Annotated in this window: 30 protein-coding genes and 1 riboswitch; of the genes, 11 read left to right on the top strand and 19 right to left on the bottom strand. The window is 37.6% G+C overall.

The genetic code is table 11. The annotated features are described in order from the left end of the window. Position 1: 1 nt before the first annotated feature. The 4 genes from AC3B5B_RS04295 to fabZ are packed head-to-tail and all read right to left on the bottom strand — an operon-like array spanning position 2 to position 2,201. A complete protein-coding gene (locus tag AC3B5B_RS04295; RefSeq protein WP_489756823.1) occupies positions 2 to 250 on the bottom strand; it encodes an acyl carrier protein in 249 nt (82 codons plus the stop codon). A 26-nt stretch (positions 251 to 276) separates the two neighbouring features. After that, positions 277 to 1,248, bottom strand: coding sequence for a beta-ketoacyl-ACP synthase III (locus tag AC3B5B_RS04290; RefSeq protein ID WP_489756824.1), 972 nt, complete (start codon positions 1,246 to 1,248; stop codon positions 277 to 279). A 6-nt stretch (positions 1,249 to 1,254) separates the two neighbouring features. Next, positions 1,255 to 1,716 carry a MarR family winged helix-turn-helix transcriptional regulator gene (locus tag AC3B5B_RS04285; RefSeq protein WP_489756825.1) on the bottom strand — a complete coding sequence of 154 codons (462 nt, stop codon included), beginning with the start codon at positions 1,714 to 1,716 and terminating at the stop codon, positions 1,255 to 1,257. Between the two features lie 44 nt (positions 1,717 to 1,760). Beyond that, positions 1,761 to 2,201, bottom strand: a complete 441-nt coding sequence (fabZ, locus tag AC3B5B_RS04280) for a 3-hydroxyacyl-ACP dehydratase FabZ (RefSeq protein WP_489756826.1) — start codon at positions 2,199 to 2,201, stop codon at positions 1,761 to 1,763. Positions 2,202 to 2,395: 194 nt separating this feature from the next. Between fabZ and AC3B5B_RS04275 the strand changes: the two genes are divergently transcribed. After that, positions 2,396 to 3,151, top strand: coding sequence for a biotin--[acetyl-CoA-carboxylase] ligase (locus AC3B5B_RS04275; protein WP_489769401.1), 756 nt, complete (start codon positions 2,396 to 2,398; stop codon positions 3,149 to 3,151). A 200-nt stretch (positions 3,152 to 3,351) separates the two neighbouring features. On the opposite strand, the gene AC3B5B_RS04270 is transcribed toward AC3B5B_RS04275, so the two are convergent. Together AC3B5B_RS04270 and AC3B5B_RS04265 are read right to left on the bottom strand one after the other, a co-directional pair. Next, a complete protein-coding gene (locus AC3B5B_RS04270; protein ID WP_489756828.1) occupies positions 3,352 to 3,615 on the bottom strand; it encodes a SemiSWEET family transporter in 264 nt (87 codons plus the stop codon). A gap of 79 nt (positions 3,616 to 3,694) precedes the next feature. Then, positions 3,695 to 4,327, bottom strand: coding sequence for an NAD-dependent epimerase/dehydratase family protein (locus AC3B5B_RS04265; RefSeq protein ID WP_489769400.1), 633 nt, complete (start codon positions 4,325 to 4,327; stop codon positions 3,695 to 3,697). A gap of 74 nt (positions 4,328 to 4,401) precedes the next feature. On the opposite strand from AC3B5B_RS04265, the gene AC3B5B_RS04260 reads away from it, so the two are divergent. Together AC3B5B_RS04260 and AC3B5B_RS04255 are read left to right on the top strand one after the other, a co-directional pair. Beyond that, the gene (locus AC3B5B_RS04260) at positions 4,402 to 5,151 is read left to right on the top strand and encodes a threonine/serine exporter family protein (protein ID WP_489769399.1); all 750 of its coding nucleotides are present in this window, start codon (positions 4,402 to 4,404) and stop codon (positions 5,149 to 5,151) included. A gap of 12 nt (positions 5,152 to 5,163) precedes the next feature. Then, positions 5,164 to 5,619 (top strand): threonine/serine exporter family protein, encoded by a 456-nt coding sequence (locus AC3B5B_RS04255; RefSeq protein WP_489769398.1) that lies wholly within the window; start codon positions 5,164 to 5,166, stop codon positions 5,617 to 5,619. Positions 5,620 to 5,761: 142 nt separating this feature from the next. Here the strand turns inward: AC3B5B_RS04255 and AC3B5B_RS04250 are convergent, their stop codons facing one another. After that, on the bottom strand, positions 5,762 to 6,007 hold the full coding sequence (locus tag AC3B5B_RS04250; RefSeq protein ID WP_489769397.1) for a hypothetical protein: 246 nt from the start codon (positions 6,005 to 6,007) through the stop codon (positions 5,762 to 5,764). Then, complete coding sequence (mgtA, locus tag AC3B5B_RS04245; RefSeq protein WP_489769396.1) at positions 6,004 to 8,646, bottom strand: magnesium-translocating P-type ATPase; 2,643 nt, start codon at positions 8,644 to 8,646, stop codon at positions 6,004 to 6,006. Before mgtA ends, AC3B5B_RS04250 begins: the two co-directional genes overlap by 4 nt. Before the next feature lie 203 nt (positions 8,647 to 8,849). Continuing rightward, positions 8,850 to 9,012, bottom strand: a riboswitch (M-box (ykoK) riboswitch). A 210-nt stretch (positions 9,013 to 9,222) separates the two neighbouring features. On the opposite strand from mgtA, the gene AC3B5B_RS04240 reads away from it, so the two are divergent. Next, on the top strand, positions 9,223 to 10,659 hold the full coding sequence (locus AC3B5B_RS04240; RefSeq protein WP_489757692.1) for a nicotinate phosphoribosyltransferase: 1,437 nt from the start codon (positions 9,223 to 9,225) through the stop codon (positions 10,657 to 10,659). 81 nt (positions 10,660 to 10,740) lie between these two features. Here the strand turns inward: AC3B5B_RS04240 and AC3B5B_RS04235 are convergent, their stop codons facing one another. The 5 genes from AC3B5B_RS04235 to AC3B5B_RS04215 form a co-directional block, all read right to left on the bottom strand. After that, the gene (locus AC3B5B_RS04235) at positions 10,741 to 11,133 is read right to left on the bottom strand and encodes a DUF3021 family protein (protein WP_489769395.1); all 393 of its coding nucleotides are present in this window, start codon (positions 11,131 to 11,133) and stop codon (positions 10,741 to 10,743) included. Further along, positions 11,130 to 11,582 carry a LytTR family DNA-binding domain-containing protein gene (locus tag AC3B5B_RS04230; RefSeq protein WP_489769394.1) on the bottom strand — a complete coding sequence of 151 codons (453 nt, stop codon included), beginning with the start codon at positions 11,580 to 11,582 and terminating at the stop codon, positions 11,130 to 11,132. Before AC3B5B_RS04230 ends, AC3B5B_RS04235 begins: the two co-directional genes overlap by 4 nt. A 1-nt stretch (position 11,583) precedes the next feature. Continuing rightward, the gene (locus AC3B5B_RS04225; protein WP_489769393.1) at positions 11,584 to 12,441 is read right to left on the bottom strand and encodes an ABC transporter permease; all 858 of its coding nucleotides are present in this window, start codon (positions 12,439 to 12,441) and stop codon (positions 11,584 to 11,586) included. Continuing rightward, positions 12,441 to 13,295: an ABC transporter ATP-binding protein gene (locus AC3B5B_RS04220; protein ID WP_489769392.1), complete on the bottom strand. Its 855-nt coding sequence runs from the start codon at positions 13,293 to 13,295 to the stop codon at positions 12,441 to 12,443. The genes AC3B5B_RS04225 and AC3B5B_RS04220 overlap by 1 nt, the downstream gene beginning before the upstream one ends. Before the next feature lie 293 nt (positions 13,296 to 13,588). Then, the gene (locus AC3B5B_RS04215) at positions 13,589 to 14,377 is read right to left on the bottom strand and encodes a hypothetical protein (protein ID WP_489769391.1); all 789 of its coding nucleotides are present in this window, start codon (positions 14,375 to 14,377) and stop codon (positions 13,589 to 13,591) included. A 122-nt stretch (positions 14,378 to 14,499) separates the two neighbouring features. Here AC3B5B_RS04215 and AC3B5B_RS04210 point away from each other — a divergent pair, with 122 nt between their 5' ends. Beyond that, complete coding sequence (locus AC3B5B_RS04210) at positions 14,500 to 15,042, top strand: TetR/AcrR family transcriptional regulator (protein WP_489769390.1); 543 nt, start codon at positions 14,500 to 14,502, stop codon at positions 15,040 to 15,042. 112 nt (positions 15,043 to 15,154) lie between these two features. Here AC3B5B_RS04210 and AC3B5B_RS04205 read toward each other — a convergent pair whose 3' ends face one another. The 4 genes from AC3B5B_RS04205 to AC3B5B_RS04190 form a co-directional block, all read right to left on the bottom strand. Next, complete coding sequence (locus AC3B5B_RS04205) at positions 15,155 to 15,688, bottom strand: flavodoxin (RefSeq protein ID WP_489769389.1); 534 nt, start codon at positions 15,686 to 15,688, stop codon at positions 15,155 to 15,157. Between the two features lie 6 nt (positions 15,689 to 15,694). Continuing rightward, on the bottom strand, positions 15,695 to 16,852 hold the full coding sequence (locus AC3B5B_RS04200) for an MFS transporter (RefSeq protein WP_489769388.1): 1,158 nt from the start codon (positions 16,850 to 16,852) through the stop codon (positions 15,695 to 15,697). A gap of 64 nt (positions 16,853 to 16,916) precedes the next feature. Further along, positions 16,917 to 17,516, bottom strand: a complete 600-nt coding sequence (locus tag AC3B5B_RS04195; RefSeq protein WP_489769387.1) for a TetR/AcrR family transcriptional regulator — start codon at positions 17,514 to 17,516, stop codon at positions 16,917 to 16,919. Between the two features lie 120 nt (positions 17,517 to 17,636). Beyond that, positions 17,637 to 19,076: a 6-phospho-beta-glucosidase gene (locus tag AC3B5B_RS04190; RefSeq protein WP_489769386.1), complete on the bottom strand. Its 1,440-nt coding sequence runs from the start codon at positions 19,074 to 19,076 to the stop codon at positions 17,637 to 17,639. Positions 19,077 to 19,599: 523 nt separating this feature from the next. On the opposite strand from AC3B5B_RS04190, the gene AC3B5B_RS04185 reads away from it, so the two are divergent. Genes AC3B5B_RS04185 through AC3B5B_RS04175 form a run of 3 tightly spaced genes read left to right on the top strand, consistent with a single transcriptional unit; the run spans position 19,600 to position 22,154 of the window. Next, positions 19,600 to 20,343, top strand: a complete 744-nt coding sequence (locus AC3B5B_RS04185; RefSeq protein ID WP_489756836.1) for a hypothetical protein — start codon at positions 19,600 to 19,602, stop codon at positions 20,341 to 20,343. Continuing rightward, positions 20,344 to 21,015, top strand: coding sequence for an ABC transporter ATP-binding protein (locus AC3B5B_RS04180; RefSeq protein WP_489756837.1), 672 nt, complete (start codon positions 20,344 to 20,346; stop codon positions 21,013 to 21,015). Beyond that, positions 21,012 to 22,154 (top strand): ABC transporter permease, encoded by a 1,143-nt coding sequence (locus AC3B5B_RS04175; protein WP_489756838.1) that lies wholly within the window; start codon positions 21,012 to 21,014, stop codon positions 22,152 to 22,154. Before AC3B5B_RS04180 ends, AC3B5B_RS04175 begins: the two co-directional genes overlap by 4 nt. A 146-nt stretch (positions 22,155 to 22,300) precedes the next feature. Here AC3B5B_RS04175 and AC3B5B_RS04170 read toward each other — a convergent pair whose 3' ends face one another. After that, positions 22,301 to 22,747, bottom strand: coding sequence for a pyridoxamine 5'-phosphate oxidase family protein (locus tag AC3B5B_RS04170; protein WP_489769385.1), 447 nt, complete (start codon positions 22,745 to 22,747; stop codon positions 22,301 to 22,303). Between the two features lie 188 nt (positions 22,748 to 22,935). Here AC3B5B_RS04170 and amaP point away from each other — a divergent pair, with 188 nt between their 5' ends. Genes amaP through AC3B5B_RS04155 form a run of 3 tightly spaced genes read left to right on the top strand, consistent with a single transcriptional unit; the run spans position 22,936 to position 24,209 of the window. Beyond that, entirely contained in the window at positions 22,936 to 23,493 is a 558-nt protein-coding gene (gene amaP, locus AC3B5B_RS04165) for an alkaline shock response membrane anchor protein AmaP (RefSeq protein ID WP_489769384.1), read from the top strand. A gap of 12 nt (positions 23,494 to 23,505) precedes the next feature. Then, positions 23,506 to 23,685 (top strand): DUF2273 domain-containing protein, encoded by a 180-nt coding sequence (locus AC3B5B_RS04160; RefSeq protein WP_489756841.1) that lies wholly within the window; start codon positions 23,506 to 23,508, stop codon positions 23,683 to 23,685. 29 nt (positions 23,686 to 23,714) lie between these two features. After that, positions 23,715 to 24,209 (top strand): Asp23/Gls24 family envelope stress response protein, encoded by a 495-nt coding sequence (locus AC3B5B_RS04155; RefSeq protein WP_489756842.1) that lies wholly within the window; start codon positions 23,715 to 23,717, stop codon positions 24,207 to 24,209. A 251-nt stretch (positions 24,210 to 24,460) separates the two neighbouring features. Here the strand turns inward: AC3B5B_RS04155 and AC3B5B_RS04150 are convergent, their stop codons facing one another. Further along, positions 24,461 to 25,330 carry an aldo/keto reductase gene (locus AC3B5B_RS04150; protein WP_489756843.1) on the bottom strand — a complete coding sequence of 290 codons (870 nt, stop codon included), beginning with the start codon at positions 25,328 to 25,330 and terminating at the stop codon, positions 24,461 to 24,463. Positions 25,331 to 25,850 lie beyond the last annotated feature (520 nt).

Below are 25,850 nucleotides of genomic sequence, written 5' to 3'. Positions count from 1 at the left end.
CTTAATCTTCCTTTGCTTCTAGTTGTTGCTTCACAAAATCAACTAGATCTTGCACAGTTTGAATACCATCTTCATTTTCAATTTTGATGTCAAATTCATCTTCTAATTCGTTGATTACTTCAAAAATATCCAAACTATCAGCATTTAAATCATCTTTGATATTAGCTTGTAAAGTAACTTCTTCTTCTTCTTCACCTGTTTGGTCGACAATAATTTCTTTGACTTTGTTAAAAATTTCTTGATCTGACATAATATAAAACTCCCTTATAATTAAAATTAATAAACTAACGCTAAACTACCGACGGTTAAACCTCCGCCAAAACCACTTAAGATCAACTTTTGCCCGCGTTGAATTTGCTTGTTTGCAACACTTTGCGCCAATAGTAATGGTACACTAGCTGCCGAAGTATTGCCAAATTCTGCAACATTCTGCAAAAACTTAGTTACGGGTTGATCTAAATGTTGTGCAATACTTTTAATAATGCGCCCATTTGCTTGATGCAATAAAAAGTAATCAATATCATTCACGTTCCAATTAGCTTTGGCTAAAACACGTTGAATGGAATTGGGTACTTCATGGGTGGCAAAGCGATAAACAGCATGACCATCCATCATAAAATAACGCTGTTGTGGATCAGTTTGATCTTGATTAAAGATCGAATTTAACGGCAAATACCCAGCTGTGAGTGCCGAACTTTGCGCACCTAAGGTTTGCAAATCCTCAGCCACCAATCCTGGATGCTTAGCATCAGCTTCCACCAAAACGCCTGCAGCACCATCACCAAATAAGACCGCGGTTGAACGATCTTGCCAATCAACCAATTTAGATAAAGTTTCCGCACCAATCACTAAACCACGTTGGTAAGTAGTTGCTAACAGTTTATCAGCCAAAGCTAAGCCGTAAATAAACCCCGAACAAGCTGCACTAATATCAAACGCAAATGCTTGATTGGCTTGTAACTTGCCTTGAACTAAAGCCGCTGTGGATGGTGTTTGATAATCTGGTGACATCGTCGCCACAATAATAAAATCTAAACTAGTTGCTGGTAAATCACTAGCTGCTAATAACTGCTGTGCTACTTGCAACGCTAAATCTGAAGTTTGTTGCTTTTGCGCAATGTGGCGTTGCTTAATGCCGGTTCTGGAAGCAATCCACTCATCCGAAGTATCCATAAACTTTGTTAGATCATCATTGCTGACAATCTTGTCAGGTACATAATAAGCTGTTTGCTTAATTCTCAATCCCAATCTGGATTACTCCTTTGTTTTATCGATATGCGCGGGAAATTCTAAAAAGGCTCGTAAATTGAGTAAGGCATGTTCAATAATCTCAACTTGGTTCTCGTCAAAGTTTTCAATAAACTTAGCTACCATTTGTCGATGAAACAAATCATGTGCTCGATAAACTAAACGGCCTTTTCTCGTCAAACCCAAACGCACAATTCGGCGGTCATCATCGCCATGAATCCGGACGACATAACCTTTACGTACCAAATTATTAACCATTGTCGTGACTGTACCAGGAGTAATCATTAACTCTTCTGCTAATTGCGAACTGGTTTTGTGATCATACATAGTAATTGCATCAATGGCGTGCATTTCTTTAACTGAAATGTCCTTAAAATCACTCTTTTTTAATTCCCGTTCTTCAACCCGCATAATATCAGTATAAACCGTGGTCAATAACCGGTTGATCCGTTGCATTTTATCTTTCATTCGTATTACTCCTATAGAATGTCAAAATAACTGCAACTAATCCGTTAACTACGAACCGCATCCTCGACAATAAACATTAATTCCGCTGTCACTGCTGGCTTATCATGAACCGACGCCACGCAACTAACCAAGCCAATATTTTGACGTTGTCTTTTTAATTCCACTTTTAACTGCAACTGATCGCCAGCATGAACATCAAACAAAAATTCAGCCTTCGGAATCCCACCTAAGTAAGCTGTTTTATTTTTAAAACTCGGTGAGCTCAAAATAAAAATTGAGGCTGCTTGAGCTAAGGTTTCAATAATCAACGTTGATGGCATCACAAATTGTCCCGGTCGATAACTGTCAACAAACGATTCATCAGCGGTTACGTTCTTCACCGCTTGAATTGATTTATCGACTTGCATGTCTTGCACTCCGTCCATGAAAAAGATCGGATATCGATTGGGAATTAACGCCCGTATTTCACTTGAATTTAGTTCCATTAAGATTCCAACAGCTCCTTTATTTTATTTCAAACATCAAACTGTTTGATGGCAGTATCATATTGCAACTTGCTTAAAATGTCAAATTTGACTATGATAAAGACCGATTTGAATAGCTTTTAGTTCGTCTCTTTTTACGTAATTATTTTATTTTGAAGCTCAAATTAGTTTACTCATGTGAGGTCTAATTAATTATGCAACATTTAACTTTGTTAGAACAACAATTAAACCAGCAGCTGCCGTTTTTAGCTCAGCAAATTGCCTGGTATGATCAAGTCACTTCCACCAACCAATTATTAAAGCAACAAGTCGCCCGCCAAAAAAAATTTTCACCTCAGCTAGTGATCAGTAATCAACAAACGAATGGCTATGGTAAAAAAGGGCGTAACTTTATTTCTCAAACTGGTGGCATTTATCTCTCACTTGGTTTAGCTTTACCCAAGTTAACTGCCCAAAATCAAGGACTCTTAACAACCGGTATTGCTTGGTGTTTAAATCAGGCCATTGAACAACAATGGCAACTCGAAACCCAAATTAAATGGGTCAATGATCTTTTAGTCAATGATCAAAAAATTTCTGGCATTTTAGTCGAACAGCCGCGTCCCCAAGTTGCTATTATTGGCATTGGTCTTAATCTTTATCAAGAGCACTTAGCAATTGGGGCCAATCTTTTGACCAAACAACCGACTGAGCAAGCAATCTGTCAGTTGATCATCCATTTATTGCAGCAAATCTGGCACTTCAAAGATCATTTTGCGACTGGCTTTTTCTTACCTGACTATCAAGACAAGCTGGCTTGGAAAAACCAGACAGTGCAAGTGCAAATGGGGCCAAAGGTCGTTTACGGCCAAATTGTCGGTGTTACTCAAAAAGCCAGTTTAATTTTACAAACCGCTCACGGCTTACAAGTCATTGCTAGTGGTGATGCCACGAAGGTGCGAACAATTTAATCAATCACTGACGTGGTGCTTATTTTCCTTCTCAAATTTGAGAATTTTATCATAATTAATTTTCAACATTCATCATTAAATACCTCAATTAGGTGACTTACCAAATTGTTGGTAAAATTAAAAAAGAGAAGTTGGGTAAAAAGAAAATATTCGTTGAAATTTACGAAAAATTCTTTTGATCCCCACTTCTCTTTGCTTTTTTACAAAGCTGTTAATACTGCCAAAGCCCCAAAAATCACACCGGCACCATTGCTAACAGCCAATGGATAATCACGATGATCTTTGAACAAAGCATAGATAACCCATAATAAGGTATTCAAGACGGTCGCTAGTGGCTGCGCTGGATTACCCTTCGCTCCATGTAAATTACTAATAATTTGTGGAATATAGGAAACATACATTAAAATCGCTGTTCCCGTAGCAATCCAGCCTAAAGTAGTCATAAATCTTTCTTTTTTTGACATCAACCTTACTCCTCCCAGTTCAGTAAAATAACAATAATGTTTTTAGTTTAAAACACCCTTGATTTAATTTACAGTAAAATTACATATTTTTTTCATGCAAGAAACGGCGCTGTTGCAAAAAGCTCACTTGCTGTTGCAAAATTTTATCAATTTCTTGACTAAACGCTATGCGGGTCATCGGCGCAATGGCTGGTAAATTACTCAGTCGTAATAATTGCGCCAAGCCCCAACTAGTTAGCCGTTGTCGATCATAAATTAAATTTGGATAGATAATCACTGCTTGCTGCTGTAACTGGTGTTTGACATACAGGGCTGTTTGATCTTTATAAAATAAATATTTTTTCAAGCCCCACGGCGCCCAATTGGCCGCCACATACAACATCTTCGTGGTTAATTGTTGTTGAACAATATAATCTGTCACAATCTTGGCTGGAGCGAAAGTCATCGTTTGATAAGTTATATTTTGCCGCGGCTGTTCTCGTAAAATTCCGACTAAATCAATTACCCAATCACATTGGTTTAACCAATATTGCCACTGATCATCGTGCAAAATATCAGTGCTTACAAATTGAGCCATTTGCTGAATATTTGTTGGCAAGTTTTGCTGCCCATGACGAGAAAAACTAATAATTCGCCAAGTCGGATGTTTGTGCAGCTGGCGAATCACTTGCTGTCCTAAATAACCGGATCCGCCCATAATTCCAACTTGCACTCTTTTCACCTCCCCCAAACAATTTAACGAATATAGTATAATAATGATTAATTAGTTTCAAAGAAGGTGCTTAGATGCAGCAAGATCAATTAATGGAAGTGTGTCTTTTAGCCGGACAGATTTTAGTGGAAGCCGGTTCAGAAATGTATCGTGTCGAAGATACAATGCGCCGCATTGCCTTTTGTGGTCAAGAAGTTGATAATGCCGCTTTCACCAGTTTAACGGGAGTTTTAGTCAGCTTTAAAAAAGCGCCATATACTCGTTTTTTACAAATTTCACGGCGCGGCATCAATATGAATAACATTACCAGAGTCAATACACTCTCCCGCCAGTACGAAGCTCAAGAAATTGATTTAGCTACCTTTGAGCAACAATTACGGCAAATCAAGCGCGATCGCCCCTTATTTTCCTTAGCAACGCAAACCTTTGGTGCGGGCTTAGAAAGTGCGTGTTTAATGATTATCTTCACGCAAAAATACGACTGGAAGGATTTTGTGAGTACTTTTATCATTGGCGCTTTAGGTTATTGGATCGCTATCGTAATTGGGCAACACAGTCGTTTGCGGTTCGTCGGCGAATTAATCGGCGCGTTAGTAATTGCCTTATTGGCTATGGGTGACGTTCATTTCTTTGGTGGTAAAAGTATCAATAACATTATCATTGGCGCCATTATGCCGTTAGTGCCCGGCGTCCCGATGACTAATGCTTTACGAGATTTGTTTGAAGGCAATTTGTTAGCGGGGATTGAACGCGGCATTGAGTCCAGCATGGTCGTTGGCGCCATTGCTGTCGGCGTGGGGATTGCTTTTTATTTAATTAGTTAAGGAAGTGCTAGCATGTATCACTTATTAGTACAAATCGGGTTAAGTTTTATCGGCACAGTGGCGTTTGGGCTCTTTATTCAAGTGCCTGTCAAAGCTTTAGGCTGGGCCGGATTTGCTGGCAGCTTAGGCTGGACCTGTTATTGGTTGTTGGTTCAAATTAATGTTGGTAAAATTGCCGCGAACTTTTTAGGGGCGCTAGTCGTCGGGTTAAGTGGACTAATCTTAGCACGGGTAAAAAAACAGCCCAGTACCATTTTTAACATTCCTGGACTCGTCCCATTGGTACCAGGCGCCAGTGCCTACCAAGCCTTGGAACAATTCATGACTGGACAACGTGACAGTGCCTTAACACAGGTTTTACATGTTACCTTATTAACCGGGGCCATTGCTTTAGGCTACGTTCTAGCGCAATTGATTGGGGAAGTTTGGTTTCAACATATCGCTACCAAATTGCGGCACCCAAAGTAAGTTAAATATTGTGCCAAATTTGAAAGCCAAAGAATGTCTATCAATTAAGACATTGTAGTGTTTCAACGAATAGGAACTTGTATCTAACTGTCTAACTACAATTAAGGACTCAAGCAAAAAATGCTTAAGTCCTTAATTTAGGTTAGTCTTCGGCTTTTAAGTGGCATTTGCTACAACATTTTTGCCAAATACGTTTTACAAATCGGTGTCCTTTAGTACTACAATCCACAATCATTAAACTGGCACCAACAATAAACAAACCTGCCAATAACCCTGTTGTCCACGTTACAGGTTGCACGAATAGCCAAGCAATTCCGATACATAACCAAGTTAAGGCAATAATTAATTGGGTAGGATAACGTAATTCAGTTTTCAACTTTGATTTCATAACAATTCTCCATAACGTTGGACGTAAATTCTTTTGACGATTGTTACTAATACTAAATAACAAACTACCGTTAATCCGAGTAACCACCAGAAATTAGTTGGCAAAGGAGCCAATCTTAAAAAGTGTCCAATGGCGGTAAACGGAATTAATGAACCAACCAGGACGGCCCCTATTGTGACAAGTAGTACTGGCTTAGCAGCACGACTTTGCACAAAAGGAATTTTCTGTGTTCGCAAAGCGTGCAAAACTAGAGTCTGCGTCCAGAGAGATTCTACAAACCAACCACTATTAAATATTTGCATAAATTCTTGTTGCGCCAAACCATGAACTTGTCCGAAAGTATGCCCCAGTACTTGTGGGCAAATCACAAAATACATGGCTAAATACGTCGTAATATCAAATAATGAACTCGTCGGTCCCAAAATTGCCATAAATCGGCCAATGGAGCGTGCCTCCCATTTGCGTGGAACTTTTAAATACTCGGGATCCATTCTGTCCCATGGAATAACTAAGCAGGACAAATCATAAGTCAAATTTAAAAATAGTAATTGTAATGGCTGCATGGGCAAAAATGGTAAAAAGATACTAGCACACAAAACGGATAACATGTTGCCAAAATTGGAAGAACACGTCGCTTTAATATATTTCATAATGTTACCAAAAGTTTGGCGCCCGACTAAAACTCCTTGTTCTAAGACCTGCAAATCTTTTTGTAATAAGATAATTGCTGCCGACTCTTTGGCAATATCAACAGCACTATCTACGGAAATTCCTACATCGGCAGCTTTCATGGCCGGTGCATCATTAATGCCATCACCTAAAAAGCCCACTACATGTTGATTTTTGCGCAAAGTTTGCACAATTAAAGCTTTTTGCTCAGGCCCAACTTTCACAAAAACGTTGGTTGTTTCCACCGCGCGTTGCAACTGTTCAGGAGTTAATTGACTGACTTCTTGTCCCGTTAACACATTCTGTACTGCAAAATTAATTTTTTGACAAACAGCTAAAGTTACTAATTGATTATCACCCGTAATAATTTTGACTTGTGTGCCATACTCTGCCAAAGAAGATAATGCTTGTTTCACCGATTGTTTCGGGGGATCTAAAAAGGTTAAATAGCCTAAAAAGACCATATCTTGTTCATCAGCAACTGTTAATTTAGCATCAGCTGAGGCTTGAGGATTGGTTTTATAGGCCAAGCCTAACACGCGCAAGCCGGCTTGATTCAAATTCCTGACCTGTTGTTGCAATTGCTTTTGCCACTCAGGCGTCAAAGCTACAACTTGTCCTTGGTCCTCTACATAAGAGCAAATTTGTAGTATTTCTTCAAATGCACCCTTGGTAACCATTGTGACAGCTTGCTGGGGCACCTGTACCACTGTACTTAAACGGCGCCGTTTAAAATCAAACGGTATTTCATCAATTTTTTGATAATTCGTAACTTTCAAATCCAAAGTTGTCGCAGCTTGGATAATGGCCTGATCCATTAAATTATTTAACCCCGTTTGAAACTGACTATTTAAATAGGCATACTGTAAAACGCGAGGATTGACCTGTTGATGCACATCTAAATAATGTTCTAAAATAATTTGATCTTGAGTTAACGTCCCCGTTTTATCCGTACATAAGACATCCATGGCGCCAAAGTTTTGAATCGCATTTAAATCCTTCACCACCGTTTGCTGTTTGGCCATTGTTAAAGCTCCGCGGACTAAATTAGTAGTCACAATCACGGGTAACATTTCGGGCGTCAAGCCCACTGCCGTAGAAACGCCAAACAATAGGGCTTGTAGCCAATTACCTTTGGTTAAACCATTGAGAACACAAACAATAGGGGCCATAATTGCCATAAACCGAATTAAGAGCCACGATGTTTGACTAATCCCCACATCAAAATTAGTCACAGTGGTTTTTTTGTTCGTTAATCCTTGAGTAACTTCCCCAAAACGCGTCTGCTGTCCGGTAGCCACAACCAAGGCCAAGGCTGTACCACTAACCACATTACTCCCCATAAAAATTAATGTTTTTAAATCAGTAATTTGCTCATAATGAGTGTCCGTTGACTGTACTACTTTTTCCACTGGATAACTTTCACCCGTTAACGCCGTTTGTGATACCAACAAATCGCGGGCTTGCAGCACTCTTAAATCTGCAGGAATCAAATCGCCAGCAGCTAATTTAACAATATCTCCGGGTACTAAATCAGCCAAAGCAATTGTTTGTAATTGTCGATCTCGAAAAACCTGGACATTAACCTGCACTAACGATTGCAATTTTTCCGCAGCATTGCTTGATTGAATGGACTGAATTAAAGTCATGGTGCCACTGACAATAACCATGACTAAAATAATTACCGTCGCCGTGAAACTTTTATCAGCTGGACTGGCTAAAACATAATCCGTCCAAAAAGAAATGACAGCTAAAACCAGCAGTACTAGTGTAAAAGGTGTAGCAAAAGCTCGTAAAAATTGGCGATACACGGGAGTTTTGTGGTGATAAACTAACTGATTACTCCCATACTTTTGTTGAAGAGCTGTCACTTCTTGACTCGTCAAACCGGTTGTTTGCGTATGAAACTGTTGTTGCACCGCCTCTGGAGTTGCTTGAGCCAACTTCAATAATTCTGGATTTGATAACATCAAAAAAGACCTCCTTGTTTTTAAACAAAGGAGGCTCATAAACACCCATTGACTGCCTGATAAACTTTCATTGAAGTTGAGATACAAAGAAAATCTTCATATTAGTAATACAAATAATGTTTCTTCATACCATGCCTAACTGACATTAGTCACAATTTCAATTGATACAGTCAAAAAAAGAAGCCGCAAAAAAATTATTCGCGACTCCTAAAATTTTCGTTTAGCACTACCCGGCGTAAAGACTTAGTCTAGCTACTTGGGAACTTGCCTTCGGTCGGCAAGTTCTGTCCTATACATTGGCGTTTCGCAACGTTTCTGTACAGTAGCATGTGTCCGAATAGGAGCCTCTTTTATTCTTTTAGTTAGTTATCAATTATATATAATACAAATGATAAGTTAACATGGCATAACGGACAAGTCAAGTATTCTGCTTAATTAATTAGAAATCAAGTATTTACCGGTGAAAACTACTCATGCTTTCCTAGTAATGCTATACTAGCTGTGATAGTTTTGACCGATTATTCAGACCACTATTGGTTGGTTGAACTCTGTCAAAAAATTAATAAGGACAACTATATCATGAAAAATTTAGCAATGTTGACTGATTTATATGAATTTACCATGGCCAATGGTTATGATGCAGTTAGCAAAGACAAACAAGGCGTGTTTGACGTCTTCTTTCGCAAAGTTCCCGACAATGGTAGCTTTATTATCGCTGCTGGCTTACAACAAGTTATTGAAGCGGTTGCAGATTTCCACTATACGGATGACGACGTTAAGTATCTGGCTTCATTGAACACATTTAGCCCTAGTTTTTTAGATTATCTCAAGAATTTTAAATTTGACTGCTCCATTACCGCAATCCCCGAAGGTACCCCAGTCTTTCCTCGCGAACCAATTATGACTGTCCAAGGACCTTTAATTCAAACGCAATTGTTAGAAACATTAATTTTAAACATTTTAAACCATGAATCCTTGATTGCTACAAAAGCGCGCCGGATTACTTTTGCCGCACACAACAAACCCGTGATGGAATTTGGTGCGCGCCGCGCCCAAGGACCGGACAGTGCCGTTAACGGTGCCCGAGCAGCAGTTATTGGTGGATGCACCAGTACTTCAAATGTCTTAGCCGCCCAAATGTTTAACATTCCCCCAGCTGGCACAATGGCACATGCTTGGGTAGAATCTTTCCCAGATGAACTTACCGCTTTTCGCCAATGGGCACAAATTTACCCTAACAATGCTTCCTTTTTAATTGACACATATGACGTCTTAAATTCGGGTTTACCTAATGCCATTACTGTCTTTCAAGAATTACAGCAAGGCGGCCAGCAAGTTCAAGGTGGAATTCGCATTGATTCTGGCGATATTGCACAACTAACCAAAAAAGCCCGTCAAGCCCTCAATGATGCCGGATTGTCTCAAATTAAAATTACGGTTTCAAACGCCTTAGACGAACGCGTCATTCAATCATTACTCAATGAAGGTGCACAAATTGATAACTTTGGTGTCGGGGAAAAATTAATTACCAGTGCTTCTTCTCCCGTCCTCAGTGGTGTCTATAAATTAGCAGCCGTCATTGACAATGGACAATTAATTCCGAAGATTAAAGTCAGTGATAATCGCGACAAGTTAACTTTACCAGGTATTAAGAAAACTTATCGCTTATACGACAAGCAAAATCACCAAGCTTTTGCGGATGTGATTAGTTTAGCGGATGAAGTTTTACCAACTAATTTGTCAGTAGTGGACTCCAATCCGTTATCCGTTAAAAAGCAGGTTACTCTGGCCAACTTTGATGCTGAAGAATTATCACAACAAATTTTGGACCACGGTCATGTAGTCAAAAGCGAAACTGACGTGTTCAAAATTCAAAAACAATGTCAGCAAAAATTAGCGGAATTACCTGAAGCCACATTAAGAACGGTTAATCCTGATTTTTATCCGGTTTATATCACCACTAAATTGGCTGATTTACAAACCGAATTAATTCAACAAAGTTTAAACAACTAAGAAACAAAAACCACTGAGTAAGCCAGATTAAAAATCTGATTGCTCAGTGGTTTTTTAATTTCTATACTTTATTTCTTTCCATCACTTGGACTTACGCTTTTGTAGCCGGGAGTTAATACGCTGAACTTGCTGCTCACGGAGCGTTAAAATCACTAACCAAATAATAATATATGTCACTAGAAAAAGTACAATCGTCCAAACAGCAATAGGCCAATGACAAACTAGCATCATCATTAAAAATAAAATCAACATCAAAATGAAGTGTAATCCTAGTGCTATTAAAAATGGAAAGTCAGTATCCATCAAAAAAGATCCTTCACCCATTAATCCACTAAATATGAAAACGCCGCAAACGGTTAGTAAAGAAATATTGATTTCATGAGGAATACATGCCAAAACTAGCAAATAAACCATTGATCCAAATCCGACCCCTGTAATAAACCGTTTGACAGCTTGACGTAATATTTTTATCATAAGCCCAACTTCTTTTCTAATTCTATTAAATACTTCCGCGAAACATCAGTCTTTAAATTAAATTGTAAAATAGCCACCATATTGCCAGCAAAACCCGTTTCCAGTGAATCCAGATAATCCAGATTAATGACACAATGTCGTGAAACTTGAATAAAATCAGCAGTTAATTTTTCTAAAACTTGATATAAATGGCCTTTAGACTCAATGACAGTTTCTTTAGTATAATAGGTTAAATTTTTACCCTGTACTTCAATTTTGATTAAATCTTTCATCTTAATTGTCAAAATCCGATCTGCTATTTTAATCGGTAATAAAGTTTGTTCCTGTAACTCATATTGCTTAATGTAGGATAATAAGTTATCAACCGCCAGTGACTCAGCACCCGCCTTAAGTTCTACCGCAATCTCGTCTTTATTCAGGCCAGGGTCAATGTGTACGCTAATTTTCAAATCATTTCTTCTTTCTTTGATTCATCATTATTGATAAACCCGCAACTAATAGCAAAAGCACAGCTATGATCACCAGTTCTACATAAGTATTCAAGGCATTAGTCAAAAGTTGTCCTTTAATTTCCAAATGAATTGCCAAATCCTGCAACATTTTTAATCGCAAGGGCAAAGCCAGATTGCTTCCCCGCAAATCATTGAGTAAAAGGCTACGTAAACTGGCTGCTTCATAACTACTTGGAATTAATTTTACCAAAGTTTGCATACTTTTGGAGAGCATCCCATAAGGCATATAAGTGGCTACGATAAAGCCGGATGCAGCACTGATAATGGAAGCCCAGTGACTATAAGTTGTACTGGAATTAATGAATAACGCTAGTAATTGATTAGCTAAAGTGGCTGCCAGACCACCAACAAACATGACACCCACTGCTGGTAAATAAAAATCAGCTGGTAGATCAACTTTATCAACTAACTTAAAATAACTACCTGCTAGTACTAACACCAAGATTTGCATTAAGAAGCTAATAAACGTTGCCGCCAAAATATAACTAAAACTCCGTTTGGCTGGTGATACATGGGTCAATTGAAAATCAGCTGCTGTATGAGTTTCTCGATCGATCACGAATTGACTCAATGCTTGAAAAGAAGTAGTAATACCCGCAATGACTATTAATCCCGCCAACATCCACAAATCCAGTAACTGTTTTTTATTAGAAACAACTGGTAGTGACCCCAAAAGATACCTTTGTAAGAAACAAACATAAATAAAAAAACCAATTAGTGCCCCTAAACACGACATCATAGCACCTGTAACATTGCTAAAGTAAACTTTAATATTGCGCTGAACCAAAGCTATCATCATTGCAGCTCCTTTCCCGTAATTTTAATAAAAGCATCATCAATGGACCCTTGCTGGTATTCAAAATCACGGATTATAGTGGCATTATTTTGTAAAACCTCTATCGCTTGTTTACTAGTCAACCCCAATAGTTCAATTTGATGCTCAGACCTTTTTTGTATACCACTGGTAGCTTTAATTTTCTGAACATCATCAGCTTGAATCTTCAATTTATTAGGAGCATAGCGTTTTTTAACGCTTGCTGTTGAACCACTGGCCAAAAGGTTACCATTTTCTAAGATGTACATTTGATCAGCATTTTCTGCTTCTTCCAAATAATGCGTGGTCAAAAAGATTGTTAAACCTTGTTCGCGTTGCAATTTCTGTAACAAATCCCAAATTACTAACCTAGTCTGTAGATCCAAACCTGTAGTTGGCTCATCTAAAAACAACAAGTTAGGTTGGTCAATTAAAGCTCTGGCAATGTCTACGCGTCGTCTTTGACCACCTGATAGAGTGCCATATTTTTGTTTCCAAAATTGCTTGATTCCAATAACTTCAATTAACTCCGCTAACCAGTCTTTGTCATAATGTCTGTACATTTTTGCTCTGGATAAAATATTGCTTTTTACCGATAACCTCTTGTCTAAAACACTGTCTTGAAACACGACACCCATCTTTAAGTCGGCAGCATAGCGAACGATTCCTGTCGTGGGTTTCATCAGACCTGTTAAAATATTTATTGTCGTTGATTTGCCGGCACCGTTAGTTCCTAAATAAGCGACCAATTGTCCAGTGGCAATTTGGAGATTAATCGCATTTAAAGCGACCTTGGAACCATATTTTTTAGTTAAGCCAATAGTTTCAATTAACATTTTTTTCTCCTTTACTAGCAGTTATTGTTAGTATGTCTAAGAAAAGTTAAATTGTCTCAGCATTGGACACAAGTGGTTATTTCTCGATTATTAAAAAGCCAATGAAGTACTTAAAATTTTTTACTCATCAAGTAGTATCTTGCTTTTTCAATCAAATTTTGAAAAGCAACTATTATTTAGAAACAGACTATCCTACTAACTACTATTCCAATTTTTGCAATAAAAAAGATGCAATTGGGACAAAAGATTACAAAACTTTTTTGTCTCAATCGCATCTGAAATAAAATTTGATTTTAAGCTTCAGCTGCTGCTTTAATCATTTCATAAGCTTCTAAGGCTAAATGAATTTTATGACCTTCAATCATCTCTTTAGGCGTTCCTTTAGGAAAATAAACACAAGTCCGTAATTCAAAGCCATTTGGTATATCACGCATTTGATGATGTGCAATATCATGCCGTAAAGTGCCATCCAGTAACCGTGAAGTACCTGCCTTAGCTGGTGGAAACCCAGGATCTGCGGTCACTTTAGTTTGAATCGTGGGATCATCTTTCATCAAAACAACTTCGGTCGGGCCACCATACATTCCCATCGTTTCCATACCCAAATTCTCTGTTACATCACCGTTAGTCATTTTAGTAAACTGAAAATGTTCGGGATTTTCCGACATCACAGATAAGTCACTGCCACTCAAAACAGAAGCTAATTTTTCTTGATATTGTGCCAAAGTCATTCCAGTCACCACTAACGTGGCTCGTGCAGGAATCATTTCAGCTTGTTCATCAAAGTTCTGAACAATATCGCGCCACATTTGTTCTGAACGTTTGGTAGACTCTGCATATAATTGTCGAATCTTTTCAATTCCTAAGTCCGCTTTAGCCTGTAAATTAACCTGAGTAGCTTCTTCATAACTTAGGTAATTCACATCTTCATAGGTTAAATCCCGTCCTTGATATTTGATGTTTGCTCCTAAATGCAACAGTTCCTGTAAAACATGTTTTTCGCGTTCAAATCGCAGCAATCGTAATTGTTGTTCTGAATAATTGTCACCGTCAATATTAACTTTAATCGTGATCTCCTGCATAATAATGGACACTTCCTATTTTTAATTAGGATTACTATACTGTTATCAATGCAGTAGTACAATATAATTTAGTGCAACAGTTTTAACTTATTTGTGTCACTAAAATAAGGGGAGAAAACAACATGTATTATGGAACTAATGAAAATCAGCGCATCAAGCAGCAGTTAATAACTGCATTTTTCCAACTTTTGAAAAAGTACGAACCAAATGAAATTACTATTACTCAACTCACTAAACAAGCCCACACTGCCCGCAGTAGTTTCTATCGTAATTTTCAAAGCAAAGCTCAACTGATTGAATTTTATTTGGATCAATTACATGATAAATTAACTTCAACACACGAATACAATAACCTAAAAGATGTCTTCTCTTATGAACAAGTCGTGCAAAAATTTGCCCAATCACTCACCGTTTTTTTAGAAAATCGGACTTACGTACTTTTGATTTATCAAAAGGGTTACGGATTACTATTATTACAAACTTTAGATCGCTATATTGAAGAATCCATCGGCAATATGCCCGCCAATTCCATTGATCGTTATCAACTCTACTTTTTATCCGGTGCTAGCTTTAACGTTTTAATTCACTGGTTAACTAGTGCTAACCCGGAAAGTCCACAACAACTAGCGCTAACTTGTGCTAATTATTTAACGGGATTTATCTAAAATTCTCCCCACAATTAAATAGTTATTTAAAAAATCACTTAATTTGTCAGATTTAGGCCCGACAAATTAAGTGGTTCTTTTTATTGCAGCTCATTATTTTTTATCACAGTCCTTAAGCTTTTAGGTTAATCTTACGCAACCAGTCTTGCACTTTTTGACTGGCTTCTTGACGTTTTCGTCCTTGAATAGCCAGGCCAATGCCCCGTTTTTCTAGTCCGCCTTCAAACGAAAAGCCTGGCAACACTTGTTGTGCCCGCACAGTTTGTTTAATCTGCGTAAAGCTCGCACCACTACCAAAGCCACCATGGGTATTAAAGGGAATGACAATTTTATTAGTAAAATCGTATTGTTTCAGAAATGTCATGACAATTTGTGGTAAAGCCATATTCCAGGTAGGGGCCCCCACAAAAATTTTTTGATAGTCTTCAAAATTCGTTATTTTCGTTTTAATTGCTGGTAAAATATTTTCATTTTGTTCCAATACATTTTGTCGCACTTGTTCTTCGTAGTCTTGGATTGGTGTATCTTTTCCTTGGATTGCAAATAAATCACCACCAACTAGTTGTTGAATGATCTGTGCCACCGCTTTTGTATTACCCGTTCTACTGTAATAAACCGTCAAAACTTTCCCTGATACCATCTTCATAACTCCTCATTTAGTAATGTGCTCTGGCTTACGTATTAACAACATAGCGACCGACAAGATCAAATATACGACCGCACTAACCCAAAAGAGATTAGTTAATTGACTTAAATGACCAATTTTCTGAATCAAAAGTGCCGTATATGGCGACAATGAACCAGCCAAATTATAAACAATTAATACCAATGATGTTGCTAAGGTGTTACCACTATTTTCTGAATTTATTGTATTCAATAACCAAGGGAAAAACAATCTAATTCCTAAGCCGGTTAAAAAACCACCAACCACTGTCACCCAAGTTGTATTAGAAACAGCAATCAAAGTCATTGCTAATGCTTCCAAGAAAAACGCCAAAACTAGAATTTTATTACCTAGCATTTGAAAAATTTTACCAAACAATAAACCGCCTAACATGGCGCCAAGACTTAATGCCAAAATGACAAAACTAGCTTGCGTTGGATTACCATAGCCTTTGTTGACCATCAAAGTTGGTACTTTAATGCCCATAATCATATACAACGTAATCACTACAAAAGTTAACAGCAATAATCCATAAATATCACGGGATAGACGGGCATGCTTTTGCGTTTTTGTATTGGACTGTACGCGTGATGCTTTAGGCAGCTTGGGTACAAACAAACTAAACATCAACAAGGCCGGAATCGTAATGATATATGCCCAAAAAGACATATGCCAACCAAACTGAACAAGTTGACCCGCAATAAACGTGATTAAAACACCACCTAGTCCTTCAAAAGTACTTTGAAAACCTAACATTTTAGAACGCTCATTATTTTTAAAAAAGTAACTAATAATGGTGACCAAGAGCGAATTGAAAAGGCCAATACCTAACCCTAAAAGGGAGCGCGAAATCATTAATAATGTAAAGTTATTAATAAAAATCGGTGATAACCCGGCAATCACGGTCAATAAAATACCAATCATGACTGTTTGTTTAACACCAATGCGTTTGGCAATGAAATTACTAAATAAAATCCCCACAATTAAGAATAGTGAAGGAATAGTCGTTAACAACTCCACTTGTGATAACGGAACATGTGAAAAAGATTTCGCCAAAACCGGAATATCGGCATTAATCGCTGGCGCAGAGGAGGTAATGACGGATACTAATAAAATAGATAATTTTAATAAACTCTTGTTCTTCATACTGAATGCTTCTCCTTTTTATGACTATCAGTCATTTTTTTGTTAAAAAAATTAATCAACTAATTTAGTCGATTAAATATTCATTAATTGCTGGTATTAAACAGGTCAAACAAAATTCGTCAACTGCTTGAACAGGGTGAAAAGAATTCGGACTCATGGTCCAACTTAAGATAATGCCATAGATTTGCGTCATACTCAGCTGCGTTATTCTTTCAATTGGCGCTGAACTGGCCAACTTATGACATGCAACCAAATCTTGCAGAATATTTTGCAACCATAATAAGTCATTCATCCATTTGCTATGGACATCACTACGATTATCACCATGGGAAATATATCGCACCCATTGTCGAGCTAATTGTACCTTCGAATCAACAATTACTTGCATGAAAGCCGTTAAATAATTCGTAATAATCTCTGCCGCCGTCATTTGTTGTAAATCAGCTTTGGGCACTACTACTTTGTCAAAGTGTAATTTACTAAGTTGTAATATCAGGTCTTCTTTACTCTCAAAGTAATTGTAAAAAGTTCCTTTCGCAATGCCACTTTGATTGACAATGTCATCAACAGAAACATCTTCATACCCGTGCTTTACAATTAATTGATCTGATACTTGTAAAATCTTTTCCCGCGTTTTCTTAGCCTTCTGTTCACGTTTTCCCATTCAAACCACCTTGCTATAAAAATGACTAATGGTCATTATTTTAACAGCGATTTTTATTTTGTCAAATTTTGACAACAAAAAAACACTTGACTCCAAAATCAGAACCAAGTGTTTATTAGTTTAATCTAAATTTTCACCATTAGAGGCAATAACTTGCTTATACCAATCAAAGGACTTCTTCTTGTAACGTTTGAAAGTTCCTTGACAATTATTGTCTTCATCAACATAGATAAAGCCATAGCGTTTTGCCATTTCACCGGTGGAAGCACTAACTAAGTCAATGCACCCCCATGGCGTATAGCCCATCACGTCAACTCCATCATCAATCGCATCATCGATTGCTTTGATATGTTCACGTAAATAATCAATCCGGTAATCATCAGCCACGTAATGATTCTCATCAGCTTGATCCATCGCACCTAAACCATTTTCTACGACAAAGACTGGTTTTTGATAGCGATCAGACAATTCATTTAAGGCAATCCGTAAGCCGGTAGGGTCAATTTGCCAACCCCAATCACTAGACTTCAAGAACGGATTCTCGACGCCACCCATTAAATTACCAGCAGTGGTTTTGTTATCAGAGCGAGTCACTTCCGTCACTGTTGACATGTAGTAACTAAAGCCAATGTAATCAACCGGATATTTAGCCAACAAGTCTAACTCTTCATCCGTATAATCTAAATCACTAATTTGTACACCATTGCGTGCTAATAAACTCTTCGTATAAGCTGGGTAATGTCCACGTACTTGCACATCCGCACAGAAGAAGTTATTAGCTTGATTATCTTGCAAAGAAGCTAATTGATTGACCGGATTAGAGTCATAGCTGTAATTAGTAGCATACAAAATCATGCAACCAATTTGTAAATCAGGATCTAATTCATGTCCAATTTTGACAGCTTTAGAACTCGAAACAAATTGATTATGCCAAGCTTGGAAAATATTCTTCTTATCATTGGCACCATTAGATACGACTAAACCTTGGCCCATCACTGGAAAATGGGCGGCACTATTAATTTCGTTAAAAGTCATCCAATACTTAACTTGCTTATGGTAACGAGTCAAGACAGTTCTAGCGAAACGTTCGTAAAAGTCGATTAACTTTTTATTTTTCCAGCCACCATAAGTGGTTACTAAGTTTAAAGGCATTTCATAATGTGAAATCGTAATGACTGGTTCAATATTATATTTCAAACATTCAGCAATCAATTCGTCATAAAATTTCAAGCCTGCTTCGTTGGGTTGTTCTTCATCACCATTGGGAAAAATCCGCGACCAAGCAATGGAAAACCGGTAACACTTAAAACCCATCTCTGCGAATAATTTGATATCTTCTTTAAAGTGATGGTAATGATCATTACCAATATGGTTGGGATAGAAATACTTATCAGTATCAATCGAAAAATCAAATTCTGGATCATTCACAATAGCCATGCGATCCTTACCGCCGGGCAAAGCATCTGGTAGTGATAAACCCTTGCCACCTTCTTGATAAGCACCTTCTAATTGGTTAGCCGCCGTAGCGCCACCCCATAAAAAGTTTTTTGGAAAACTCATTAAACTTCCTCCTAAATCTTGAGTCATTCTGAGCGGTTAATTTTCAACTATGACTAGCGCTACTGCCGATCATTTGTAAATGATGCAACTGTAGCGCTTACTTTTTAGCATAAGTTGAAAATTACAAGCGAAAGGTCAGCATAAAACTACTACTTTTTATCCGACCAGCAATTTTAACCGCATCTATAGAGAACACTATATCATTTTCTTACATGAAAAATCACAGAAAGTTTTACTTTTTTAATATTATTTCTGTAATTGGCAACTGGTGTCAACAGGCTGACTAACAGCAATAGAACAAATATTTCACCAAGAAAGTGCAATTAATTTTTTTCTTTTCAATGCTTTTTCCAAAAAGTTCGTTGGAAATTCAATTAATCAGTGATTTAGCAGGGTAATTATTATTTAAATTAAATTTTAGTCTGTCAGATTAAAAGTGAATTGCAAAATTCTCCTTTTAGAGTTATAGTGTGGTAGTACACAGCTGATGTGTTACATACTTCAAAGTTAAAGGATGTTGAATATGAAAAAGAAAAGCCTTTGGATAACAATTATTGTCGTCATTATTCTTGTACTAGGTGGTGGTTTATGGTGGCACGGTCAACAAGCCCACTCCAAAGCTGCTGCTAAACCGAAGCACACGCAACATAGTTATGTCGTTCATGCTGCTAGCCCGCTGGAGTTATCTGCCAACGTCACTTACCAACAAAAATATCCGGTCGTGAAAGTTAACGATTGGCAATTATTAGTTCAAAACGGCGCCAGCGTTTATCGCGGTGAAAAATTAGATACTACCGGCCAACTAGCTCCAAGCAACGGTGTCTTTGAACTCGGTAACGACCAAAACGCTGTTTATACGACTCCGTTTAAAGCTCAAGGAACCGTTTCAGAATATGATTTAAATAAAATTCAAGTTGGCGATAATGTTCAGGTCAAAGCTTTAACTGGTAACAACACAACAGCTCAAGCGGCTCAGATCACTTATTTACAGTTAAATAGCGTTAAACAAACGGCGGGCGTTTCTTATTATAATTTTGAAACATCACTTCCCCAAACGTATCGTTTAGGGCAACACGTCATTATCTCCATTCCTTCAAAATACACACAAATTCCGAAAAAATTAGTTCATCATCAACAAGTGCAACTAGCAGACGGGACTAAAAAAGCTTTAGGTCCGGAGCAAATTCAACAAAAAGACCCCCAATATTATTATGTTGACCGTAATTATTTACAACCACAAACTAAATTAATTGACAAGGATAAATAAATGACAAATGTAATTCAACTTTCGAACATTCATAAGTCCTATGATCAAAAAAATCAGTATGTCTTAAGTATTCCCGATTTAGCCATTACTGAGGGCGAGTTCGTGGCGGTCATGGGGCCTTCAGGCTCGGGTAAATCCACTTTAATTAATATTCTCGGGTTATTAGACACTGCTTACCAAGGAACTTATCAACTCAACGGGACCAACGTGAAACAAATCAAAAGTGATCGCCGCTTATCACATTTGCGTAATCAATACATTGGTTTTGTCTTTCAAAATTTCAAATTATTGCGCAACTATACTATTTTCGACAATGTCAATTTACCTAATGTTTATAGCAAAAATCCGTTTCGCTCGCGTAGGTCCAGAATTTTAGAACTCTTGGAGCAAGTCGGCTTAAGTGATCAAACCAATAAATACCCCACGCAATTATCTGGTGGTCAGCAACAGCGGGTATCAATTGCACGAGCTTTGGTTAATGACCCCAAACTAATTATTGCCGACGAACCAACCGGAGCCTTAGACTCAGCCACTTCGCTGAAGATCATGGAATTAATGCAACACTTGCACGCTAAGCAACACAAAACCATCATTATGGTGACGCATAGCGAAATGGTGGCACAATTTGCTGATCGGATTATCAAAATCAAAGATGGGCGGTTATATCAATGAAATTTTTTAACAACCTGCGCATCGCTATTAATAGTGTACGCAAACGCTTCTTCCGTAATCTGATGTCAGTCATGGGCATTATCGTGGGCACATTAAGTGTTTTATTAGTCCTCGGCATCGGTAATGGTTTAAGTAAAACGGTGAGTCACCTCTTTTTCCAAGGTTACGAAGGTGACAAGCTCATGATTGAATATATTCCCAACGAAGAGACTGGGAGCTTTCAAAAATCAGATTTACAACTAATTCGCAATTTGCCCCATGTTCAAAAAGTCACTCTGCCGTCTTACGACATTTTGAGTAAGAATCTCGTTTGGCAAGGGCAAAATAAATCATTGGATTTGGAAGCCATTAAATCTGGGCCCAATGCTCATAAAACTAATGTTATTGAATTAAATCAGGCTTTACTCAAAGATACGAATTTTAGTAATATCCGCGTGGGGGAATATCTCTTCATCCAAGATCGCCCGTTTAAAGTTACCAAACTTTATAGTAAACCCGTGCCCGCCATTGGCTCTGGCCCCGCTGGCGGCAGAATCAGTCAAGATGATTATCGTTTACTCAAGGGACGCCATGCTAACGATTATGATGAAATGGATGTCACTTTACAAAAGAACCTCTCCGCAAAACAAGAACAACACGCCAAAGCTCAAATTTTACAAACGTTAGAGAACAAGGGTTTTTATCATACTTTGGGCGATTATAGTTGTCCGGATACAAGTGGTGCCAAAAAACAAATGGATAAAATTATTAAAATGCTGGCCGCCTTTATTGCCATTATTGCCGGGATCTCATTAGTAACTGCCGGGATGGGGATTATGACCACCATGACTGCTAATATTGCTGAACGTACGCAAGAGATTGGTTTACGCCGCTCCATCGGTGCCAGCAAACATGATATTACGTTGCAATTTTTAATGGAAGGAACCCTATTAACTTTAGCTGGTGGGTTGGTATCCTTATTACTAGCCCTGAGCATTCAAGCAATTGTCAATGCCATGCATATTCAACATTTTGCCATGGATATTACAGCCACCAACATTATTATCGTCTTAGTAATTGTCTTATTAGTAGGCATTATCTTTAGCTATACTCCCGCCCGCCGCGCTGCTAAACGCAATATTGTTAACTTAATTAGGTAATTCAAATCGCTAAAACAAAATTAGTTTAACAGTAAAGCACTAACCGAATTCAATTTTAAAATCTGAATCCGCTTAGGCAAAAACTGTTGACTTTTAAAACACAATCATTAATTAATGCTCGGATGATCTAAGACCCAATGTGAGCATTAATTTTTTGTTTCCATCTTATTATGCGCGCTACTGCCCTGCTGGCTGGTAAAATCATTACTTAAATTAGCAGAGCGTAGTTTAACTGATAACGTATGAAACTGTAAAAAAATGGGATGTTCATATTGTAATTGCTTTTGAAAAGTTGTTAAATTATGCCGCATTTGTTCCGAAATGGGGGCCACAATTTTCAGACTACCTTTTAACATCACTGACGAATAATCTTGTTCGTTAAAGCAAAGTACAGCAGCATTGGCACAATTGGCCAAATTAACCACTGTAGAGTTTTCAAACCGTGTGTAAAACAAGATAGTCGCCACACTGCGTTGATAAGTTAAGGGGGTTAACGAAACAAGACTGGGAAAACCCATTCGATCAATCGTCGCCACTTCACAAACTTTAGCATTTTTAATGTATTGGTTAGCTTGCAGAATTGTTTGCTTCATGTTATCCACCCATTTCCATTATTTGCCCTTAGTCTACAATTGATACCGTTAAATTACACGTTTCAAGTCTTACTTTGGACAAAAAACTAACAAGATTTAAAATATTTCTCACCAAATAATCATATTATTAGACCGCTAACAGATCGCGTGCTACCATAACAATTAGTTGGAGAAAGGATAGTGAAAAATTGAAACGAAGCAAAAAATGGTTTTTAATTATTAGCTTAATTCTTTTATTACCGCTACCGCTCTATATTTTATGGAGCAATAATCATTTGTGGCAACAATATCTAGGACTAAAATTGCCTGATTTAGTCTCACTAAATGATCTTTGGATTTGGTACCTGGTAATTATTAGTGCCTTGAGTGGTTTATTAATAATTGTCTTATTATTAATTTTAATTTTCTGGCCGACACGCAATAAATTTCAATTAATTCATAAACCCACTGGACAAGTCAAAATTACTAATAAGGCCATTAATGGCTTTATCAACGCTTCACTGGCGGACTTACCTTACCTGCAAAATCCCAAAGTTAGTTCCAAATTAACCAACCATCATTTGCGGATTAAAGTCAGCGGGGATTTAGCTCCCGGTGATAGCGTCAAACAAAAGCTAGTGGCCTACTTAAAGCAACTAGAAGATAATTTACGTCAGTTATTAGGAGTCCAACAAAAGCCCAAGATTGAAATTCGTTTTACCAATTTTGAGTCACAGACTGATCCGAAGAAAAAGCGTGTTTATTAAGGAGGCATTCCAATGAAAGAATGGTTGGACCAACACGCTGGCGAAACTATTGGCGTGATTATTGGTTTACTTTTAGCAGTTTGTTTTTTGGTTTTAGGTTTTTTAAGCACTATTTTCTTAGTAGTACTGGCAATCATCGGTGGCCTTGTTGGTCATTATTGGCCACTACTGCAACAATTGCATGATAAATAATTTAATTTTGGATAAAGGAGAAGATCAAAATGGCACAAACAACAAATACGAATGCAGAACAAATTAAAGGTGAATTAACTTATGATTCCAAAGTTATTCAAAAAATCATTGGCATTGCTTTATCAGATATTGATGGTCTTTTAACAATTGATGGTGGCTTTTTCTCCAATTTAACGGATAAACTAGTCAACAATGATGATGTTACTTCCGGTATTAATGTTGAAGTCGGTAAAAAACAAGTAGCAGTTGATATTGATATTGTTGCTGAATACGGCATTGATATTGCCAAATTATATGATCAAATTAAAAAGCAAATTTTTGAAAAAGTTAAATCCATGACTGATTTAGATGTCGTAGAAGTTAATGTCAGTGTCGTAGACATTAAGACACAACAACAACATGAAAAAGATTCCGTTAGCTTGCAAGATCGCTTGAGTGGTTCTGCCAAAGATACCAAACAAAAAGTTGAACAAAAGCAATCCCAAAAGCAACAACAAAAGCGTGATGAACAACGAGTTCAATAATTTTATTTGTGACAAAGAGCGGGTCAAAGCTCAGGATTATAAAGTCATGACAAAAGATTTGTTTAGAAACTGAGTATAGCCTAAATGAAATCCTGAAGTTAGTTTTTAACTTGAGGATTTTTTTGTAGTTAAATGCCAGTTTCTATCCTTTATAAAACAACTCAAATCTGCGTACTATCTTTTCATTTCGCTTTCAAAGCAAAAAAAGACAGCTCAATCTAAATTAGTGAGCTGCCCTTTTTGATTAACTTTTATTTATCCGATTTATCATACACTGGAAAATCGTTTGCTTGACCATAATCCTTGATATGTTCAATAGTCTTTAATTGCTCCATATCAGCGGCTGAAATTTCAAAATCAACTTGCGTATTACTCTTAATATGCGCTGGTGTTTGTGACTTTGGTAATGGTAACAAATTGAGTTGTAGACAATAACGAATACATAACTGTGCGGGCTCAACTTGGTACTTAGCAGCCATTTGTTGTACGAGCGGATTTTGTAAAATCTCACCGTGGGCGACTGGTGAATAGGCTTCAACTAAGATATCCTGCTTTTGGCAGTAGTCAATTAACTCAAATGGTGTATTAGCAATATGAGCTAACACTTGATTAACCATTGGTTTAACCGAGCCATTCTTCACAATATTATCAACGTCTACCTTTTCAAAATTGGAAACGCCAATAGCGCGCAACTTACCAGCTTGATAGGCTTCTTCTAAAGCGCGCCAAGCCGCTAAGTTACCTTCAAAATAATGTTCACCATTACGAAAATCAGACCACGGCTGTGGTGCATGAATAATCATCAAATCCAGATAGTCCAAATCCATTGTTTGCAGTGATTGATCAATGGCAGCCACTGCTTCTTGATAAGACTTGATTTCAGCAGCCAATTTTGAAGTGACAAAAATATCTGAACGCTTAACTCCTGAAGCTTGTAGTGCTTGACCAATGCCGGCTTCATTACCATAAGCTTGAGCTGTATCAATATGACGATAACCAGCAGCCAAAGCTGTTTGAACTGGTTGTTGAACTTGATCATTATCAATTAACCATGTTCCAAAAGCTAACTTAGGAATTTTGACACCATTAGCTAATGTATAGTCTTCTGTTAAAATACTCATCTTCATCTCTCCTTTAATAAAATACTGCGACAAAAACCGCTTAAAAGCTGAGGATTAACCTAAACTAAGGTCTTAAGTCGATTCTTGACTTGAGAGCTTAGTTGTAGTTAAACGCAAGCTTTTGGTTTTTGGAACGCTATATCAAATACTGCGACAAAGGACGTTTAAAAACTGAGCAATAACCTAGACCAAGACTAAAGTCGGTTTTAACTTTAGTACTTGGGCGTAGTTAGGCGCAAGTTTTTGTCCTTTGGAGCGCTATATCAAATACTGCGACAAAGGACGTTTAAAAACTGAGCAATAACCTAGACCAAAACTAAAGTTGGTTTTAACTTTAGTACTTGGGCGTAGTTAGGCGCAAGTTTTTGTCCTTTGGAGAGCTATATCAAATACTGCTATCAAACTGCTGAAAAACTACTCAGCTACGTTTTAATCATAATACTTATAGTTAACTCTAAGTCAATCAAAACGTCTAAAAAAGCAGCGGATACAAAAAAATGCTCGTATTTAATACGAACAT

The organism is Bombilactobacillus sp. ESL1187 (assembly GCF_058107155.1).
Note: the sequence above shows the minus strand (reverse complement) of the source record. Positions and strands in the feature narration are given on the sequence as shown.